16 protein-coding genes are annotated in these 16,183 nt (G+C 66.0%); 5 read left to right on the top strand and 11 right to left on the bottom strand.

Going from position 1 to position 16,183, the window contains the following annotated elements; all coding sequences use genetic code 11:
* The 10 genes from hsdR to AB3X43_RS18345 form a co-directional block, all read right to left on the bottom strand.
* Window positions 1-2,318: EcoAI/FtnUII family type I restriction enzme subunit R (gene hsdR, locus AB3X43_RS18390; protein WP_369431317.1), on the bottom strand; the 2,318-nt coding region annotated here is incomplete at its 3' end.
* 169 nt (window positions 2,319-2,487) lie between these two features.
* A complete protein-coding gene (locus AB3X43_RS18385) occupies window positions 2,488-3,711 on the bottom strand; it encodes a sugar ABC transporter permease (protein WP_369431316.1) in 1,224 nt (407 codons plus the stop codon).
* A gap of 26 nt (window positions 3,712-3,737) precedes the next feature.
* Window positions 3,738-4,553, bottom strand: a complete 816-nt coding sequence (locus tag AB3X43_RS18380) for an ATP-binding cassette domain-containing protein (protein WP_369431315.1) — start codon at window positions 4,551-4,553, stop codon at window positions 3,738-3,740.
* 63 nt (window positions 4,554-4,616) lie between these two features.
* A complete protein-coding gene (locus AB3X43_RS18375; protein ID WP_369431314.1) occupies window positions 4,617-5,684 on the bottom strand; it encodes an ABC transporter substrate-binding protein in 1,068 nt (355 codons plus the stop codon).
* A 109-nt stretch (window positions 5,685-5,793) separates the two neighbouring features.
* Entirely contained in the window at window positions 5,794-6,789 is a 996-nt protein-coding gene (iolG, locus tag AB3X43_RS18370) for an inositol 2-dehydrogenase (protein WP_369431313.1), read from the bottom strand.
* A gap of 20 nt (window positions 6,790-6,809) precedes the next feature.
* The gene (locus tag AB3X43_RS18365) at window positions 6,810-7,688 is read right to left on the bottom strand and encodes a sugar phosphate isomerase/epimerase family protein (RefSeq protein ID WP_369431312.1); all 879 of its coding nucleotides are present in this window, start codon (window positions 7,686-7,688) and stop codon (window positions 6,810-6,812) included.
* Window positions 7,685-8,788: a Gfo/Idh/MocA family protein gene (locus tag AB3X43_RS18360; RefSeq protein ID WP_369431311.1), complete on the bottom strand. Its 1,104-nt coding sequence runs from the start codon at window positions 8,786-8,788 to the stop codon at window positions 7,685-7,687. The genes AB3X43_RS18365 and AB3X43_RS18360 overlap by 4 nt, the downstream gene beginning before the upstream one ends.
* A 68-nt stretch (window positions 8,789-8,856) precedes the next feature.
* Window positions 8,857-9,927 (bottom strand): maleylacetate reductase, encoded by a 1,071-nt coding sequence (locus tag AB3X43_RS18355; RefSeq protein ID WP_369431310.1) that lies wholly within the window; start codon window positions 9,925-9,927, stop codon window positions 8,857-8,859.
* 2 nt (window positions 9,928-9,929) lie between these two features.
* Window positions 9,930-10,238 carry a Dabb family protein gene (locus AB3X43_RS18350; RefSeq protein ID WP_369431309.1) on the bottom strand — a complete coding sequence of 103 codons (309 nt, stop codon included), beginning with the start codon at window positions 10,236-10,238 and terminating at the stop codon, window positions 9,930-9,932.
* A gap of 184 nt (window positions 10,239-10,422) precedes the next feature.
* Window positions 10,423-11,346 carry a LysR family transcriptional regulator gene (locus AB3X43_RS18345; RefSeq protein ID WP_369431308.1) on the bottom strand — a complete coding sequence of 308 codons (924 nt, stop codon included), beginning with the start codon at window positions 11,344-11,346 and terminating at the stop codon, window positions 10,423-10,425.
* A gap of 116 nt (window positions 11,347-11,462) precedes the next feature.
* Here AB3X43_RS18345 and AB3X43_RS18340 point away from each other — a divergent pair, with 116 nt between their 5' ends.
* From AB3X43_RS18340 to pcaF, 4 genes are read left to right on the top strand one after another with little or no spacing between them, the layout of a single operon-like run.
* Window positions 11,463-12,353 (top strand): intradiol ring-cleavage dioxygenase, encoded by an 891-nt coding sequence (locus tag AB3X43_RS18340; RefSeq protein WP_369431307.1) that lies wholly within the window; start codon window positions 11,463-11,465, stop codon window positions 12,351-12,353.
* Window positions 12,350-13,051 carry a 3-oxoacid CoA-transferase subunit A gene (locus tag AB3X43_RS18335; protein ID WP_369431306.1) on the top strand — a complete coding sequence of 234 codons (702 nt, stop codon included), beginning with the start codon at window positions 12,350-12,352 and terminating at the stop codon, window positions 13,049-13,051. Before AB3X43_RS18340 ends, AB3X43_RS18335 begins: the two co-directional genes overlap by 4 nt.
* A 10-nt stretch (window positions 13,052-13,061) precedes the next feature.
* Window positions 13,062-13,730, top strand: coding sequence for a 3-oxoacid CoA-transferase subunit B (locus tag AB3X43_RS18330; RefSeq protein ID WP_369431305.1), 669 nt, complete (start codon window positions 13,062-13,064; stop codon window positions 13,728-13,730).
* Complete coding sequence (pcaF, locus tag AB3X43_RS18325) at window positions 13,727-14,941, top strand: 3-oxoadipyl-CoA thiolase (protein ID WP_369431304.1); 1,215 nt, start codon at window positions 13,727-13,729, stop codon at window positions 14,939-14,941. The genes AB3X43_RS18330 and pcaF overlap by 4 nt, the downstream gene beginning before the upstream one ends.
* A gap of 195 nt (window positions 14,942-15,136) precedes the next feature.
* Here pcaF and AB3X43_RS18320 read toward each other — a convergent pair whose 3' ends face one another.
* Window positions 15,137-15,472: a DUF1428 domain-containing protein gene (locus AB3X43_RS18320; RefSeq protein WP_369431303.1), complete on the bottom strand. Its 336-nt coding sequence runs from the start codon at window positions 15,470-15,472 to the stop codon at window positions 15,137-15,139.
* A gap of 225 nt (window positions 15,473-15,697) precedes the next feature.
* On the opposite strand from AB3X43_RS18320, the gene AB3X43_RS18315 reads away from it, so the two are divergent.
* Complete coding sequence (locus AB3X43_RS18315) at window positions 15,698-16,180, top strand: GreA/GreB family elongation factor (protein ID WP_369431302.1); 483 nt, start codon at window positions 15,698-15,700, stop codon at window positions 16,178-16,180.
* Window positions 16,181-16,183: the final 3 nt, after the last annotated feature.

The raw sequence follows: 16,183 nt of genomic DNA, 5'->3' as shown, positions 1-16,183 counted from the left end.
CCGAGCCGGCTGAACGGGTCGAGCTGCAGGATTTTGCGGTCTTCGATGTGCTCGACCCCGGTGTCGGCGTACTTGTCGAGCAGCGCCTCGACCACCTGCCGCGCCACGCCCTGGTAGCGGGCGAAGTAGCCGCGCTGGCGCACCTGGTCGGCCCGCTCGCGGCGCGACAGCGGCGGCTGGTCGAAGCTGACGTGGCAGATCAGGTCGAACGGGTCCAGCGTCTTGCCGAGCCTGGCGGTCACCTCGTCCTGCAGCGCCTCCCACAGCACGCCCTGCGCGGCCAGCTCGTCGATGATGGCCTTCTTCTGCGCGGCGCCGCTCCAGCGGCGCAGGAAGTCGCCGAGCGAGGCGTACTGCTTCTGCACGCAACTGCGGGTGTAGTCGCGCAGGGTCTCGGTGATGAGCTTGCCGTCGGCGCCGTAGTACTGGACCCGCTCGGCAACGATGTGGACCGCGACATCGCCGATCACGTACTTGATGCGCTTGCCCGGCCCTTCGCCGCCCAGGTCACCCAGATCGTCACCCCCGCCGGGCAGGCCCGGCGGCACCACGGGCAAACCGTCCTCGCCGATCACCGTCTCGCCGTCGATCGGCCCGTCCTCGGGTGGCACGGGCGAGTCATCGCCGTGGGGTTCGTAGATCTGCACCGGCTCGCCATCGAACGCCGGATCGGCGAACAGCTCGGTGGCCTTCTTGAAGTCGATGATCGTGAACCAGAACTTGCCGTGGTCCTCGTTGATCCGGGTGCCGCGGCCGATGATCTGCTTGAACTCGGTCATCGACTGGATGTGCTGGTCGAGCACGATGAGCTTGCAGGTCTGCGCATCGACGCCCGTGCTCATCAGCTTGCTGGTGGTGGCGATGACGGGGTAGCGGGCCTCCGGGTTGATGAAGTTGTCGAGTTCGGCCTTGCCTTCCTGCTCGTCGCCGGTGATGCGCATGACGTACTTGCGGTTCTCCCGGACCCGCTCGGGGTTCAGGTTCACCAGCGCCTGGCGCATGCGCTCGGCGTGGTCGATGTCGTCGCAGAAGACGATGGTCTTCTGGAACGGATCGCCGCTGAGGCGCAGGAAGTCGGTGATCTTCTGCGCCACGCGCTGGGTGCGCTGCTCCAGCACCAGGGCGCGGTCCATGTCCCGCAGGTTGTAGATCCGGTCCTCGACCACCTCGCCGTGCTTGTCGCGCTGGCCCTTGGGCGGGCGCCAGCCCTGCAAGTCCTTGTCGAAGTCGATGCGCACGACCTTGTAGGGCGCGAGGAAGCCGTCGTCGATGCCCTGCTTCAGGCTGTAGCTGTAGACCGGCTCGCCAAAGTAATGGCTGCTGGAAACGTCCTTGGTTTCCTTGGGCGTGGCGGTCAGGCCGACCTGGGTGGCGCTGCCGAAGTAGTCGAGGATCTCGCGCCAGGCGGAGTCCGCCGACGCGCTGCCCCGGTGGCATTCATCGACGACGATCAGGTCGAAGAAGTCGGGCGAGAACTGGCGGTAGATGTTCTGGTCTTCCGCCGCGCCGGTCACCGCCTGGTAGAGCGAGAGGTAGACCTCGTAGGACTTGTCGATCTGCCGCCGGGCGATCTTGGTCATCGCCTGGCCGAAGGGCTTGAAGTCGTTGTTGCGGGTCTGGTCCACCAGGATGTTGCGGTCGGCCAGGAACAGGATGCGCCGCTTCTGCCGGCTCTTCCACAGGCGCCAGATGATCTGGAAGGCGGTGTAGGTCTTGCCGGTGCCGGTGGCCATGACCAGCAGCACGCGGTTCTGGCCGCTGGCGATGGCCTCGACGGTGCGGTTGATGGCGTTGAGCTGGTAGTAGCGCGGCAGGCGGCCGGAGCCGTCGTCGTGGTACGGCGCCTCGACCCGTGTCCGGGCGGGGCCGTCGAGGCCCTTCCACTGGCAGTAGCGCCGCCAGAGTTCGTCGGGGCCGGGGAACTGGTCCAGCGTCAGCGCGGTCTCGACCTGAGCGCCCGTGCCGGTGCGGTCGTGGAACAGGAAGCCGTCGCCGTTGGAGCTGAACACGAAGGGCACGCCCAGCGCGTCGGCGTAGTCCAGCGCCTGCTGCATCCCGGCGCCGACCGGCAGCGTGTTGACCTTGGCCTCGATCACCGCCAGCGGCAGGTTGGGCTGGTGGTAGAGGATGAAGTCGGCGCGGCGGGCCTGGCCACGGCTGTGGAGCTTGCCGCGCACGATGACACGGCCGCGGGTGAAGGTGACTTCCTCGCGCACCTGGCGGTGGAGATCCCAGCCGGCCTGCACGAGGGCCGGGACGAGGTACTGGGTGCAGATGTCCCGCTCGGACAGCGTTTTCTTGTGCGCGTGCGTGTGCATGTGAATTTCCCCCTGCGTCCTGGCGGTGGATCCGCTTCGAGGACGGGCATGGTCTGCCAGTGGGGGATTCTGCACAGCGCACCGCTGCGCCGGTTGAAGCGGCGCGCAGTGCGTGACGCAATTGGCAAATTCACCGTGGTGGTCGTGTCCACGGTTGCAGCTCCGTTGATCAAAACGCCTGCTGTCCTGTCGCCTTCTCGATCAGCTTGTCGATCGAAACCGCCAGCACCAGCAGCATGCCGGTCACGATCAGGCGGATCTCGTTTTCCACGCCCATCAGGTTCAGTCCGTTCTGGACCGTGCCGATGACCAGCGCCCCCAGCAGCGCGGCATGCACCGAGCCGCGGCCACCGAACAGGCTGACGCCACCGATCACGGCCGCGGCGATCGACTCCAGCAGCAGCGTGCCACCACCGATGCCGCCACCCGAGAACACCCCCACGCCCAGGGTGCGTGAAGCGGCCAGCACACCGGCGATCGCCGCCACGGCACCGGCAATCCCGAACGCCGCCATCTTGATCCGGCCGACATTGACGCCGGTGCGGCGGGCCGCTTCGTCGTTGTTGCCGACCGCATAGAGGTAGAGGCCGAACTGGGTTTCCTTGAGGACATAGCCGCCCAGGCCCAGCATCGCCGCGAAGATCAGCACCAGCAGCGGCACGCCCTGGTGCGCGTTGAGCACGGCGACGACACCCACACCCAGCAGGGTCCCGCCCAGCAGCGGAGCCGCCAGCCCCGACAGCATCGACACCGGCAGGCCGACGTTCCGGCGCCGCCAGGCATTCGAGACGGTGATGCCCACATAGATCAGCAGTCCGACCACCAGCAGGAGCCAGGCCCAGACGCCCTCGATGCGGGTCTGGGCGATCTGCTCGATGCCCGAACCCATCAGGCCATAACGGGCGGTGGGCGGCAGCAACAGCAGTTGAGCGCCGTTGAGCGCCAGACCCAGGCCCAGCGTGACGACGAAGGACGGGACACCGACATAGGTCATCCACCGTGCCGATAGGCAGCCGATCACGGCGCCGGCGACGATGGCCGAGGCCACCGCAGTCCACGGCGAGAAGCCGAACTCGACGATCAGCTTGGCCATCAGGACCGCAGTGACGCCATTGATGGCGGCGACCGACAGGTCGATTTCCTTGACCAGCAGCACGAACATCAGGCCCAGCGCCATGATGCCGACCACCGTGCTCTGCAGCAGCAGGTTGGACAGGTTCTGGGGCGACAGGAAGACGTCGCTCTGGATCGCGAAGAAGATCCACAGCGCGACGAGGCCGATGACCACGGGCAATGCGCGCAGGTCTGTAGCCAGGAGTTCGCTGAAGGAGCGCCGCTTGGGCGGCGGCGGGAAGGTACCGGAATCGGTGGATGCTGAAAGAACTTGTGCCACTTGTTTCTCCTTGGGTTGCATGAGCCTCAGCCCGCCAGATTCACGCTCTCGTTGCCGCCGACCATGGCGTTCACCACCTGCTCGCCAGTGACTTCACTGGACTTGAAGCTGGCCGTGTTCGCGCCCAGGCGCATGACTTCGATGCGGTCGGTGGACTTGACGACGAAATGGTGGATGTCGTGGCTCACCACCACAATCCCCAGGCCCTCGTCCGCCAGCGTGCGGATCAGCTTCGACACCTGCTCGGCGGCCGAGTGACTCAGCGCGGCGGTCGGCTCGTCGAGGATCAGCAGTTTGGGGGTCCACAGGATCGACCGGGCGATGGCGATGTTCTGCCGCTGTCCGCCCGACATCGCGCCCACCGGACGGCTCAGCGAGAGGTTGCCCAGGCGCATGCGGGTCATGACCTCGCGCGCCCGGATCTCGCATTCGGCGCGCTTGATGCGCCGGCCGAACCATCCGGACCCCGTCAGCTCACGCCCCAGGAACAGGTTCTGCACCGCGTCCAGGTTGTTGCACAGGGACAGATCCTGGTAGACGGTCTGGATGCCGTACGCCGTCGCATCCGACGGGCTGTTGATCTTGGCGGGCTTGCCGTCGATCTCGTAGTCGCCCGAGTCGTACCCATGCACGCCGGCCATGACCTTGACGAACGTCGACTTGCCAGCGCCGTTGTCACCGACCAGGGCGACCACTTCGCCCGCGTGAACTTCGACCGAGGCACCGCGCAGCGCCTTGACGGAGCCAAACGACTTGGTGATGTTCCGCATGGAAATCAGCGGCGTGCCCTTGCTGCCTGGGGCAGAACCGGCGCCGGCAGCGTTTGCGATCTTCTCAGTCATGATGACCTCTCGAAAAAAATGGGGCGGCGAAACCAGCCGCCCCCAGGGCTTTGCACCCAGGTCTTACTTGTTGGCTTGGCACACCGGCGTGTTCTGGATGCCCTGGCAGATCTGCGGCCAGGTCCAGACGCCGGCCTTGACCACGTCGGCGAGGTTGTCGCCGGTGATGTTGCTCACGGGCAGGAAGACCGCTGGCACGTCCATGAACTTGTTGTTCACCTTGCCGTTGATCAGGTTCTTGGGCACGCCCTTGCCACCCAACAGGGAGGCGACGACGTCGGCCGCGTAGGTGGCCTCGACCTTCAGGTCCTTGAGCACCGAGTTGTCCTGCCAGCCCATGGCGATATAGCGCAGGGCTTCGACCGTGGCGTCCTGGCCGCCGGTGACGAGCTTCTGGCCCGGCTTGTAGCCTTGGCTGATCAGGGCTGCAACCGAGCCACCGGTGGTGCCGTCGTTCATGCCGAGGAAGACATCGACGTCGCCCTTGTTGCGGGTCAGGCAGTCTTCTGCGAAGGACTGGGCCTTCACTGGATCCCAGTTCTCGGTGTACTGCTCGCAGACCACCTTGACCTTGCCCGACGCGATCAGCGGCTTGAGAAATTCGTTCTGACCGGCTTCGTACTGGCCGGTGCCGTATTCGCCCTGGTTGCCCTTGATGCGCGCCACCTTCACGACCGGCTTGCTGATCTTGTTGATCAGCTCGGCTGCCCGCTTGCCCTGGGCCTGGCCCACCGACAGCGAGTCGAACACGACGTGGGCCTCGGCCTTGCCACCGACGGCGTCGTGGTCGTACAGCACGACCGGGACCTTGGCCGCGGCAGCCGCAGCCAGGCTACCTGCCGACAGGTTGGCGTCGGCCGACGTGTAGACGATGACCTTGGCGCCTTGCGAGATCGCGTCTTCGACCAGGCGCTGTTGGCGCGACGGATCGCCCTGGGCGTTCTGGACGATCACCTTGGCCTGTGGGGCCTTCTTCTTCAGCGCTTCGGTGAAGAAGGGCGCGTCGCGGCTTTCGAAACGGATCGTGGTGGCATTGGGCAGCAGGAAGAAGACCTTGTCTTCCGCCATGGCCGAGGTGGCGGCGCTGGCCAGGATCGATGCGGCGAGGGTGCCGAGGATGTGATGCTTCATGGTTGTCTCCAGAGGTATGGGGTGCGCTGTTGGACGGAGCAGGCACGAGTCGACCCGAACCCCGGGCCGGCCCCCGGGGTTTGAAAGGGAACAGAGAAGGGAAAGTGGTTTAGACGGCCACGGCTCGGCCGGTCTTCACCGACTCGATCGCGGCCTCGGCCAGGCGCAGCGCCTGGCGGCCATCCCACGGGCTGGTCGGCATGGCCGAGCCCGAGTCGAGCGCCTTCAGGAAGGCGTCGAGCTCGTTGCGGTAGGCGTCGGTGTAGCGCTGCAGGAAGAAGTTCAGCAGCGGCGGCAGCGCCTCGGTTTCGGTGGCGTTGTAGCGCCGCACGGTGCTGGGCCGCAGGTTGTCGTTCATCAGCATGCCCTTGGCGCCGAGGATCTCGAAGCGCTGGTCGTAGCCGTAGCTGGCCTCGCGGCAGCAGTTGATGTGGCACTGCTTGCCCGACGCGGTCTGCATGATGACCATCAGCGTGTCGTAGTCGTCGAACTCGGCCATCAGCGCCGGATCGACCACGCGGCTGGCCTTGGCGTAGACCTCGACCGGCTCCTCGCCCAACAGGAAACGCGCCATGTCGAAGTCGTGGATGGCCATGTCGCGGAAGATGCCGCCCGAGTGCGCCACGTAGTCACGCGGCGGCAGGCCGGGGTCGCGGCTGCTGATGATGACCTGGCGCACCTCGCCGATGTCGCCGGCGTCGATGGCGCGGCGCAGCTCGATGTTGCTGGGATCGAAGCGGCGGTTGAAGGCCATCATGACCTTGGCGCCCAGCGCCTTCAGCTCGGCCACGGCGGCGTCGGCCTTGGCCAGGTCGTTGTCGACCGGCTTCTCGCACAGCACGGCCTTGCCGGCGCGTGCGGCCAGCAGCATCAGGTGGGCGTGCGTGTCCGACGGCGTGCCGATGACGACCGCATCGACGTCGGCGCGGGCGATCGTGGCTTCGGCATCGGTGGAGGCCTCGCAACCCAGCTTGTCGGCCAGCTTGCGGGCCGATGCGTCGATCGGATCGACCACGGCCACCAGCTTGGCGAGCGGGTTGGCGGCAACGTTGGCGGCGTGGATCTGGCCAATGCGGCCGGCGCCCAGAACGGCGACTCGAATCATGGAGGACTCCTTGTGGGGTTTCAGGCCGAGCGGTGTGCGAACTGGCGCATTGCCGACTCGTAGGAACTGCGCGCCATCACGTCGAGCGGCTGCAGCCGGAAGGGCTTGGAGATGATCTCGACGCCGTAGTACGGTGCGTCGAAGCCGGCGGCCAGCACCGCGTCGATGAAGGCCGGCACGTTGAAACAGCCCTCGCCGCACAGGCGCCGGCTGAAGCGGGTGTCCTCGAACAGCGTGCCGACGACCTGCGGATCCGCGTCGTCGAGCTCGACGCCCTTGAGAAAGCGCGCCGGGATCTTGGCGATCTCGTCGTAGGACATGCCGCCGCGCGCCACGTGCCAGATGTCGAGCAGGATGCCGCCGTTGGGCTGGTCGGCGCCGGCGATGATGGCCATCGCGGTGTCGATCGTGTTGACGTTGGTGAACGGCATCATTTCCATGATGACGTGGGTGCCGACCGGGCGGGCCTGCTCGCACAGCAGCGCGAACTCGTCGCGCAGGTGGGCGATGTCGGGCGCCTGCTCGGCGAACAGCTCGGGCGAGACCTTGAAGTTGCGCGCGCCGAGTTCGGCCGCGGCCTCGAACAGCTCGCGCCGCATCTGGTCGGAGGCCTGGCGGCGCGGGTCAGCGGCGTCAAGGAACCAGTCGCCCAGGAACTCGACGTCGATGTGGCGGATGCCGTGGTCGGCCAGCACCCGGCGCACGCCGGCCCAGCCCAGGCGGTCGCGGTTGGCCATCAGGTCGGCGTGCACCAGGCCCATGCCGGTGTAGCCGACCTCGGCCGCGGCGGCAGCGCGCTCTTCCAGGCTGTAGGGGCTGACCTCGGTGGGGGCACCGGGGTAGACATCGCCGGCCAGCGTCCAGTACGCGGCCAGCAGCTCGACTTGTTTGTTGCTCACAGGAAAACCTCGGAACCGGCTTGTGCGGAAGAAGCGAACAGGGCCTCGATCAGCGTGCTGATGTGCAGGGCCTGCGTCGCGGGGATGACCACCGGCGCGCCTTCGCGCACCGAGCGGTTGAAGTGGGCAAGCTCACGGTCGAAGAAGACCGGGTTGCCGATCTCGGCCAGCTCGGGCGAATAGACCGTCTTCTTCGAGGCCCAGTTGATCGGGAAGCCGGTCTCGCTCCACTCGGTCCAGCCTTCGCGGTGGCCGTCCACCTTGCCGCTGTCGAAGATCTTGTAGCTCGACGGCGACGGGCGCGAGCTCATCATGCCGGCCGTGCCGTAGGCGGTGATGTCCCAGGCCTCCAGCCAGGGCAGCGAGTCCCACGAGAAGAAGTCGACCACGACGATCTTGTCGTCGTAGTTCAGCACCGCGCCGGCGGCGTCCTCGCGCGAGGTCGGGCCCATCGCACCGGGGAACTTGGTGATGCGGGCGTTGACCGAACGCGGCATGCCGAAGTGGTGGATGACGCGGTCGAACAGGTGGCAGGAGATGACGAACATCGCCCCGCCGATGTCGCCGGGCTGCTTCATGTGGTTGGTGTCGGCCTCGTCGTGCGAGCAGCCGCCGTGCGCGCGCACCTGCAGCACCTTGCCCAGCCGCCCGCTCTTGAGCACCTCCTGCATCTTGTCGACCGAGGGCGAGTAGCGCCAGCAGTAGCCGACCTGGACGATGCCGCCGGTGCGCTCGACCGCCTCGACGATGCGGCGCGCATCGGCCGAGTTGCGACCGGCCGGCTTCTCGCACAGCACGGCCTTGCCAGCCTCGAGCGCCTCGATCGTCAGGTCGGCCATCGCGTAGCTCTTGGAGTGCACGTAGACCACGTGCACGTCCGGATCGTCGAGGATCTCCTGCTTGGAACGCGGCGTCAGGCCGAGCGCGTCGCAGAAGGGCTGCAGCAGCGGGCTGTCGTCGGCGGCGCCGAGCATGCGGGCATTGGGCAGGCGCTGCAGGGCGCGCACCCGGCCCGAGGTGTGCGGGTGGGTGATGCCCAGACACGCCACGCCCAATGGGATGTCATGGCCGAGTGGCTTGCGTGCGGTAGGGGTGGTCATGGCTTGCCTCCTGTCAGGGGAATTCAGGGTTCGATTTGTTCGTGGATCGCAGGTATCGGCATGCCGGATCAGTCCCCGGGACGCCGACCTTCCCAGGCATTGCGCAGCAGGTCACGAATGGCCTGGGCTTCGATCGGCCTGGGATTCCAGTAAGGGTTGGCCAGCACGATCTCCGCCGCGCGGTCGAGCTCAGACTCGGGCATACCGATGTCTCGCAACGCCAGGGGTGCGCCGAGTCGCTTTGCCAGGTCGTAGACGCCGGAAGCCGCACTTGGCACTTTCAATGCATGAGCGATCCGCATCATGGCGATGGGCGCCGCAGACGCGTTGTAGGCGAGCGCGTGAGGCAGCACGATGGTGTGCGTCTCGGCATGTGGCAGGTTGAAGCTGCCGCCCAGCGTGTGGCACAGCTTGTGGTGCAGCGCCATGCCGACATGGCCCAGCACCGTGCCACACAACCAGGCGCCGTAAAGGCAATCACCGCGCGCTGTCAGGTCTGACGGGCTGAGAACGACGCCCCGCAGGCCGTCAGCCAACGCACGGATGCCCTCCTCGGCCATCAGCGACATCACGGGATTGCCATCGCGGGCATAGAGGCCCTCGGCCGCATGGGCGATCGCATTGATACCGCTGGTGACGGACATCGCGACCGGCAGTCCCACCGACAGGTCGGGGTCGTACAGCACGGTGCGCGGCAGCACACGGGCATCGCGGCCGGTTTTCTTCAAGCCGCCTTCGGTGATGCCATAGATCGGCGTCATCTCCGAGCCCGCATAGGTGGTCGGTACGGCGATGATGGGAATCGACGACTCCAGAGCGATGGCCTTGCCCAGACCGATCGTGGAGCCTCCACCGATCGCGACCGCGCAGTCGGCGCCGACCGTGCGGGCATGCTCACGTGCCAGTCGTGCACCTTCGATCGGCACATGCATCTGCGCGCCGTCGTAGATCCCGACGCAGAGGGATCCGAGCAGATCCGCCGCCGCCTGGGCCTGGTCACGCTGCTGCGGCGTGCACAACACCAGCACCCGGTGCGCACCCAGGGCCTCGACCTCTTGCGGCAAGCGCTTCAGGCTGCCACGAGCAAACACCACCCGAGCGGGCTGCGCCGTGAAGATGAAATCGTGTGTCGTCTGCATGGTCACACAACCCCAGGGATGTAGTCGACCTGGAACCGGGCGATGCGGACGTCGCCGAGTTCCTGGCGTATGCGCAGATGCTCGGGATGGGCGCCATAACCCTCCAGTGAAGTGACACTGTCGAATTCGCTGTAAAGCACCATGTCGCAGGCATAGTCGACACGGCTGAAGTCCAGTCCGATCTCCATCCGGAGCAGGCCGGGAATGCGGCCGACCAGACCTTCGAAACGGGTCTTGACGAACTCTGCGCTCGCCTGACGCTCGTCGGCCGTCTCTCCGCGTACCCTCCACATGACGATGTGCTTGATCATCCGTTCACCTATGTCTGCGCAGCGATCCCGTAGTGACCCTCTGCTTTCCTGCGATGGACGAACTGTAGATTCACGCAGCGCGGCAAAAAATGACGCCACGGGAAATGTCTTTGCCGATAAACGGAACAATTCCAGGGGTTTGCACTAGCTTCTGGGATGCTGCGTCAGGATCGACGTCTGTGGTTCAGCGTAACGGGGCGGCCCATTTCTTCTCGAGCCCCAAGGCTTCGAAACGTTCGATCAGGAAGTCGTTGAACACACGGATCTTGGCCGGCTGGTGGCGCCGGCTCTGGTATGCCAGGTTGATGGTCAGCGGCGGCAGTTCCCAGTCGGTCAGCACCGGCACCAGCCGCCCGGCCACGATTTCATCGTGAATGATGTAGAGCGGCTGGATCACGATGCCCAGCCCCGCGAGCCCGGCCGAGCAGATCACCTGGCCCTCATTGGAATCCAGCGCGCTGGTGATTGACGTGTCGCACCGCTGCTCGCCGCGGCTGAAATGCAGCACATGCGGATCCTTGGCCAGGTTGTAGACCAGCAAGCGGTGTTGCTTGAGGTCCTCAGGCGTCTTGGGTGTGCCATGCACGGCGAAGTAGCCCGGCGCACCGGCCAGCACGCGCCGGGTGTGGGCGAGCCTGCGCACGGTGATGCCCGAGTCGCCCTCGACCTCGCGGGTGCGGATCGCCACGTCGATGCCGGCCTCGATGAAGTCGGGGTAGCGGTTGGCCGCCACGATCTGCACGTTCAGCTTCGGATAGCGCCGGCTGAACTCGGGCAATCCGGGTGCGATGTGCAACATCGCGAAGGACACCGAACTGGTGACACGCAGCAGCCCGGTTGGCTGCAACGTGGTTTCGTGCACAGCGGCCTCGGCATCGGCCATCTCCGCCAGCATCACGACGCAACGCCGATGAAAAGACTGGCCTGCCTCGGTGAGCCACAGCCGCCGGGTCGTGCGCTCGACCAGTCTCGCCCCCAGCCGCTCCTCCAGTGCCAGCAAGGTGCGGCTCGCAGCAGCGTTCGACATGTCGAGCTTCTCCGCGGCACGCGACAGGCTGCCGAGTTCGGCGACCTGAACGAAGAACTCGATCTGCGACCAACGATCCATGATTGATTCATCCACATAGCGGAAAACTGATTTCACCACAGCGCATTTTTTTCCACTCGCACTCAACTTAAGGTGACGGGGATTGCTAGTTCAGCCCACCGAGAGGAGACAAGCCCGTGCGCAACATCAACGAAGACACCATTACCCAGGCGGTACTGGCATCCATGGATCAATGTCGTGATGCGCGCTTGCGCACGGTCATGACCAGCCTGGTCCAGCACCTTCATTCCTTCGCCCGAGAGGTCAAGTTGACCGAAGCGGAGTGGTTCCAGGCCATCCAGTTCCTGACCGCGGTCGGCCACATCACGGACGATGTCCGCCAGGAGTACATCCTGCTGTCGGATGTGCTGGGTCTGTCGACGCTGGTCACCGCGCAGAACAACGTCAAGCCCACCGGCTGCACCGAGGCCACCGTGTTCGGACCGTTCTTCGTGGAGAACGCACCCGACTATCCGCTGGGCGCCGACATCTCGAACGGCGCGCGCGGCGAACCCTGCTTCGTCAGCGGTCGTGTCACGGGGCTGGATGGCCAAGCTCTGGCCGGCGTGTTGATGGACGTCTGGCAATCGGACGAAGATGGCTTTTACGACGTGCAGAAACCCCCGACCGCGGATCAGCCGCATGTGCACCGAGCCCGCGGCCGCATCCGCACTGATGCGCAGGGCAGATACCACTTCCGCTCGATCCTGGCGCAGCCCTACCCGATTCCTCACGACGGCCCGGTCGGCAAGATGCTGGAGGCGCTGGGGCGGCACCCCTGGCGGCCGGCGCACCTGCACTTCATGCTGACCGCACAGGGCCATGAACGCTTGATCACGCATGTCTTCCGGAATCAGGACCGCTATCTCGACTCCGATGCGGTCTTCGGCGTGCGCTCGATGCTCATCTCCGACTGGGTCAGGCACGAAGCCGGAACAGCGCCCGACGGAACCGCGGTCGATCGTCCGTACTACACCCTGGACTACGATTTTGTGCTCAACCCCGCCAAACGGGAGGTCCGAGCATGATCGACAAGCGGTATGCCTCCACACGGGCTGCGTTGGCCGATCTGCGAGACGGCTCCACGGTGATGATCGGCGGTTTCGGCACGGCCGGGCTGCCCAACGAGCTGATCGACGCCCTGATCGAACAAGGCGCGCGCGACCTCACGATCGTCAACAACAACGCCGGCAACGGCGACACCGGCCTGGCGGCCTTGCTGGCGGCCGGCCAGGTGCGCAAGATCATCTGCAGCTTTCCGCGCCAGGCCGATTCCTGGCACTTCGATCGCTTGTACCGAGAAGGCCGCATCGAACTCGAACTGGTGCCTCAAGGCAACCTGGCCGAACGCATCCGCGCCGCAGGTGCCGGCATTGCCGGCTTCTTCACCGCCACCGGCTACGGCACGCTGCTCGCCGAGGGCAAGGAGACGCGCGTCATCGACGGCCGCGGCTACGTGCTGGAGCAACCCATCCACGCCGACGTCGCGCTGATCAAGGCCGAGCGCGGCGACCGATGGGGCAACCTCACGTACCGGATGACCGCCCGTAACTTCGGTCCGATCATGGCCGCAGCGGCCCGCACGACGATTGCCACCGTGCACGAGTTCGTCGAGCTGGGCACCCTCGATCCCGAAAGTATCGTGACCCCTGGCCTTTACGTGCAGCGCGTCGTGCAGATCGAGCGCGCGATCACCACGGCCGGCGGTTTCAAGAAGGCCGCGTGAGGAGAACGACATGAGTACGACACCCAAGCGCTGGAACCGCGACGAGATGGCTCGTCGAGTGGCACGCGACATCCCCGACGGGGCAGTCGTCAACCTCGGCATCGGCCTGCCCACGCTGGTGGCCAACCACATCCCGCCCGAGCGCGAGCTGATGATGCACAGCGAGAACGGCGTGATCGGTTTCGGCCCTGCGCCGACTGCCGGGCAGGAGGATTACGACCTGATCAACGCAGGCAAGCAACCGGTCACCTTGCTGCCTGGCGGCTGCTTCTTTCACCACGCCGACAGCTTCGCGATGATGCGCGGCGGTCACCTCGACATCTGTGTGCTCGGGGCTTTCCAGGTGTCCGCCACGGGCGACCTCGCCAACTGGCACACCGGCGCACCGGACGCGATCCCGGCCGTCGGCGGCGCCATGGACCTGGCCGTCGGCGCCAGGAAGACCTTCGTGATGATGGAGCACACCACCAAGTCCGGCGAGGCCAAGATCGTTCCCGCCTGCACCTACCCGCTGACCGGCGTGGGCTGCATCAGCCGCATCTACACCGACCTGGCCGTGCTCGACGTGACCGATCGAGGTCTCGTCGTGATCGACCTCGCGCCGGGTGTCGACCTCGACGCGCTCCAGGCGGTCACCGGGGCACCGCTGCTCCACCTCGACCAGGCCTTGATCCCATGACCCACGCCTACATCTGCGATGCCATCCGCACGCCCTTCGGCCGCTACGGCGGCGCGCTGTCATCGGTGCGCGCCGATGACCTGGGTGCGATCCCGATCGCCGCGCTGATGGCCCGTAACCCGCAAGTCGACTGGGCTGCGGTCACCGACGTGCTCTATGGCTGCGCCAACCAGGCGGGCGAAGACAATCGCAACGTGGCGCGCATGTCCGCCCTGCTGGCCGGCCTGCCGATGGAGGTGCCCGGTGCGACCATCAACCGCCTGTGCGGCTCGGGGCTCGACGCGGTGGGCTCGGCCGCACGCGCCATCAAGGCGGGCGAAGCCGGCCTGATGATCGCCGGTGGCGTCGAGAGCATGAGCCGCGCGCCCTTCGTGATGCCCAAAGCCGAAAGCGCGTTCTCACGCAGCAACGCCATCCACGACACCACGATTGGCTGGCGCTTCGTCAACAAGCGCATGCAGGCGTTGTACGGCGCGGATTCAATGCCAGAGACGGCCGAAAACGTCGCCACCGACTTCGGCATCGACCGCGCCTCGCAGGACCGCATGGCGCTGCGCTCGCAGCTCAATGCGTTGGCGGCGCAACAGTCAGGCTTCTTCGACGCCGAGATCACGCCGGTGACGATTCCCCAGAAGAAGGGCGACCCGATCGTCGTGTCGAAAGACGAACATCCGCGCGCGACCTCGATCGAGTCGCTCGCCAAGCTCACGGGCGTGGTGCGCCCCGACGGCACGGTGACCGCCGGCAACGCCAGTGGCGTCAACGATGGCGCCTGCGCGCTGCTGCTGGCCGATGAAGCCTCCGCCACGAAGCACGGCCTCACGCCACGCGCCCGCGTGGTCGGCATGGCCACCGCCGGGCTGGCGCCGCGCATCATGGGCTTCGGACCCGCACCGGCGACCCGCAAGGTGCTGCAACTCACCGGCCTGACGCTCGCGCAGATGGACGTGATCGAGTTGAACGAAGCCTTTGCCGCGCAAGGGCTGGCGGTGCTGCGCGACCTCGGCCTGGCCGACGACGACGCACGCGTCAACCCGAACGGCGGCGCGATCGCGCTCGGTCATCCGCTGGGCGCGAGCGGTGCGCGGCTGGTGACCACCGCGGTCAACCAGCTGCATCGCATGAACGGGGGACGCGGGGGGCGCTACGCCCTGTGCACGATGTGCATCGGCGTAGGGCAAGGCATCGCACTGATCGTTGAACGGGTTTAGGTGCGCTGCGTCTGGAAAAGTGTTCTCGGCAAATAAAGTCGTCAACAACCGATCGCGGTGGAACCTTGTCCAGTGCGGCGCTCCCCGCACTGGCGTTCGGGTTGCCGAGCGTACAGCGCCTGCCTGCGCGCCAAAGGTTTGCGCCAGACGCTCACCGTTGAGCACGGCTTGTCCAGGGCGACTTCGTGCCGCCGCTCAAGCATTCACTTCGACCACCGGTTCGAAGCCGCCGAAGATCATGCGTTTGCCGTCGAAGGGCATGGGTGGGTTGCCGGGTGTGGACGGATCCATGCGCGGGTCTTCCATCATCTTCTTCATGCCGGCGTCGCGCGTGGCCTTGTCCGGCCATTCGACCCACGAAAAGGCCACTGTCTCCTCGGCCGTGGCCTGGACTGCCCGGCGGAAATCCGTGACTTTCCCGTCAGGGACGTCGTCGCCCCAGCCCTCGATCACACGGATCGCGCCCAGCTCGATGAACTTCTGCTTATTGGCCGTGGGGACCGCAATCACGAAACCATCGATGTAGGACATGTCTTTGCTCCTGTGGGGTGGACCGGTCGGCGCACCCGCCCGAGGGCGCCTCGTGCCTTGGCGGGACATCGAGTCGGCAGGACCACAGGGTAGCGGTCGGTCAGTCAAGCAGGGGCTGAACGGCCGATTTCCATGAAGGTGACTGCACCAACCTGACCGGTCAGCTGGTGGAGCCCTTCATAATCAAAACCTGCCCCCGCTTGTTCGAGATGCCTACCTTTCACCATGGATAAATTCTTGCTGCTGCAGCAGGTGCTGCAACGGCTTTCCGAAGACCTGCTGCAAGCCGAACAGGCCGTACGGGCGGCCCATGCAACGGCGACTCACGAAGAAAATATCGCCGAAAACAAGTACGACACATTGGGACTCGAAGCCGCCTACCTGGCCACCGGCCAAGCCCGTCGTGCCGAAGCCATCCGCCAAGCACTGGCCCATTGGCGCCAATTCCGCCCGCTCCCCTACGACGCCAGCAAAGGCATACAGCTCGGCGCGCTGGTCTGCCTGGTTGATGCCGACGACAAGCAGCAACAGCTCTTTCTCGGCCCGGATGGCGGCAGCATGAAGTTGGTCAGCGGCGCTCAGCTCGTTCAGGTCATCAGCAGCGATGCCCCTTTGGGCAGGGCCATGCTGGGTAAATGCGAGGGTGATGAGGTGTCGATACAGGTCGCCCCCAACCGACAGCAGTTTGAGGTGCTGCGGGTTCATTGAGCC

The sequence above is a fragment of the Sphaerotilus sp. genome (genome assembly GCF_041083715.1).
GTDB lineage: Bacteria > Pseudomonadota > Gammaproteobacteria > Burkholderiales > Burkholderiaceae_C > Sphaerotilus.
The sequence above is the reverse complement of the archived record's forward strand: the minus strand, read 5'-3'. Positions and strand labels throughout refer to the sequence as shown.

Excerpts from the sequence above, each read along its gene's own strand:
- pcaF (WP_369431304.1), top strand. The coding sequence starts at position 13,727 with ATGACCCACGCCTACATCTGCGATGCCATCCGCACGCCCTTCGGCCGC.
- AB3X43_RS18350 (WP_369431309.1), bottom strand. The coding sequence starts at position 10,238 with ATGATCAAGCACATCGTCATGTGGAGGGTACGCGGAGAGACGGCCGAC.
- AB3X43_RS18345 (WP_369431308.1), bottom strand. The coding sequence starts at position 11,346 with ATGGATCGTTGGTCGCAGATCGAGTTCTTCGTTCAGGTCGCCGAACTC.
- AB3X43_RS18375 (WP_369431314.1), bottom strand. The coding sequence starts at position 5,684 with ATGAAGCATCACATCCTCGGCACCCTCGCCGCATCGATCCTGGCCAGC.
- AB3X43_RS18380 (WP_369431315.1), bottom strand. The coding sequence starts at position 4,553 with ATGACTGAGAAGATCGCAAACGCTGCCGGCGCCGGTTCTGCCCCAGGC.
- AB3X43_RS18320 (WP_369431303.1), bottom strand. The coding sequence starts at position 15,472 with ATGTCCTACATCGATGGTTTCGTGATTGCGGTCCCCACGGCCAATAAG.
- AB3X43_RS18315 (WP_369431302.1), top strand. The coding sequence starts at position 15,698 with ATGGATAAATTCTTGCTGCTGCAGCAGGTGCTGCAACGGCTTTCCGAA.
- AB3X43_RS18360 (WP_369431311.1), bottom strand. The coding sequence starts at position 8,788 with ATGACCACCCCTACCGCACGCAAGCCACTCGGCCATGACATCCCATTG.
- AB3X43_RS18355 (WP_369431310.1), bottom strand. The coding sequence starts at position 9,927 with ATGCAGACGACACACGATTTCATCTTCACGGCGCAGCCCGCTCGGGTG.
- AB3X43_RS18330 (WP_369431305.1), top strand. The coding sequence starts at position 13,062 with ATGAGTACGACACCCAAGCGCTGGAACCGCGACGAGATGGCTCGTCGA.
- iolG (WP_369431313.1), bottom strand. The coding sequence starts at position 6,789 with ATGATTCGAGTCGCCGTTCTGGGCGCCGGCCGCATTGGCCAGATCCAC.
- AB3X43_RS18335 (WP_369431306.1), top strand. The coding sequence starts at position 12,350 with ATGATCGACAAGCGGTATGCCTCCACACGGGCTGCGTTGGCCGATCTG.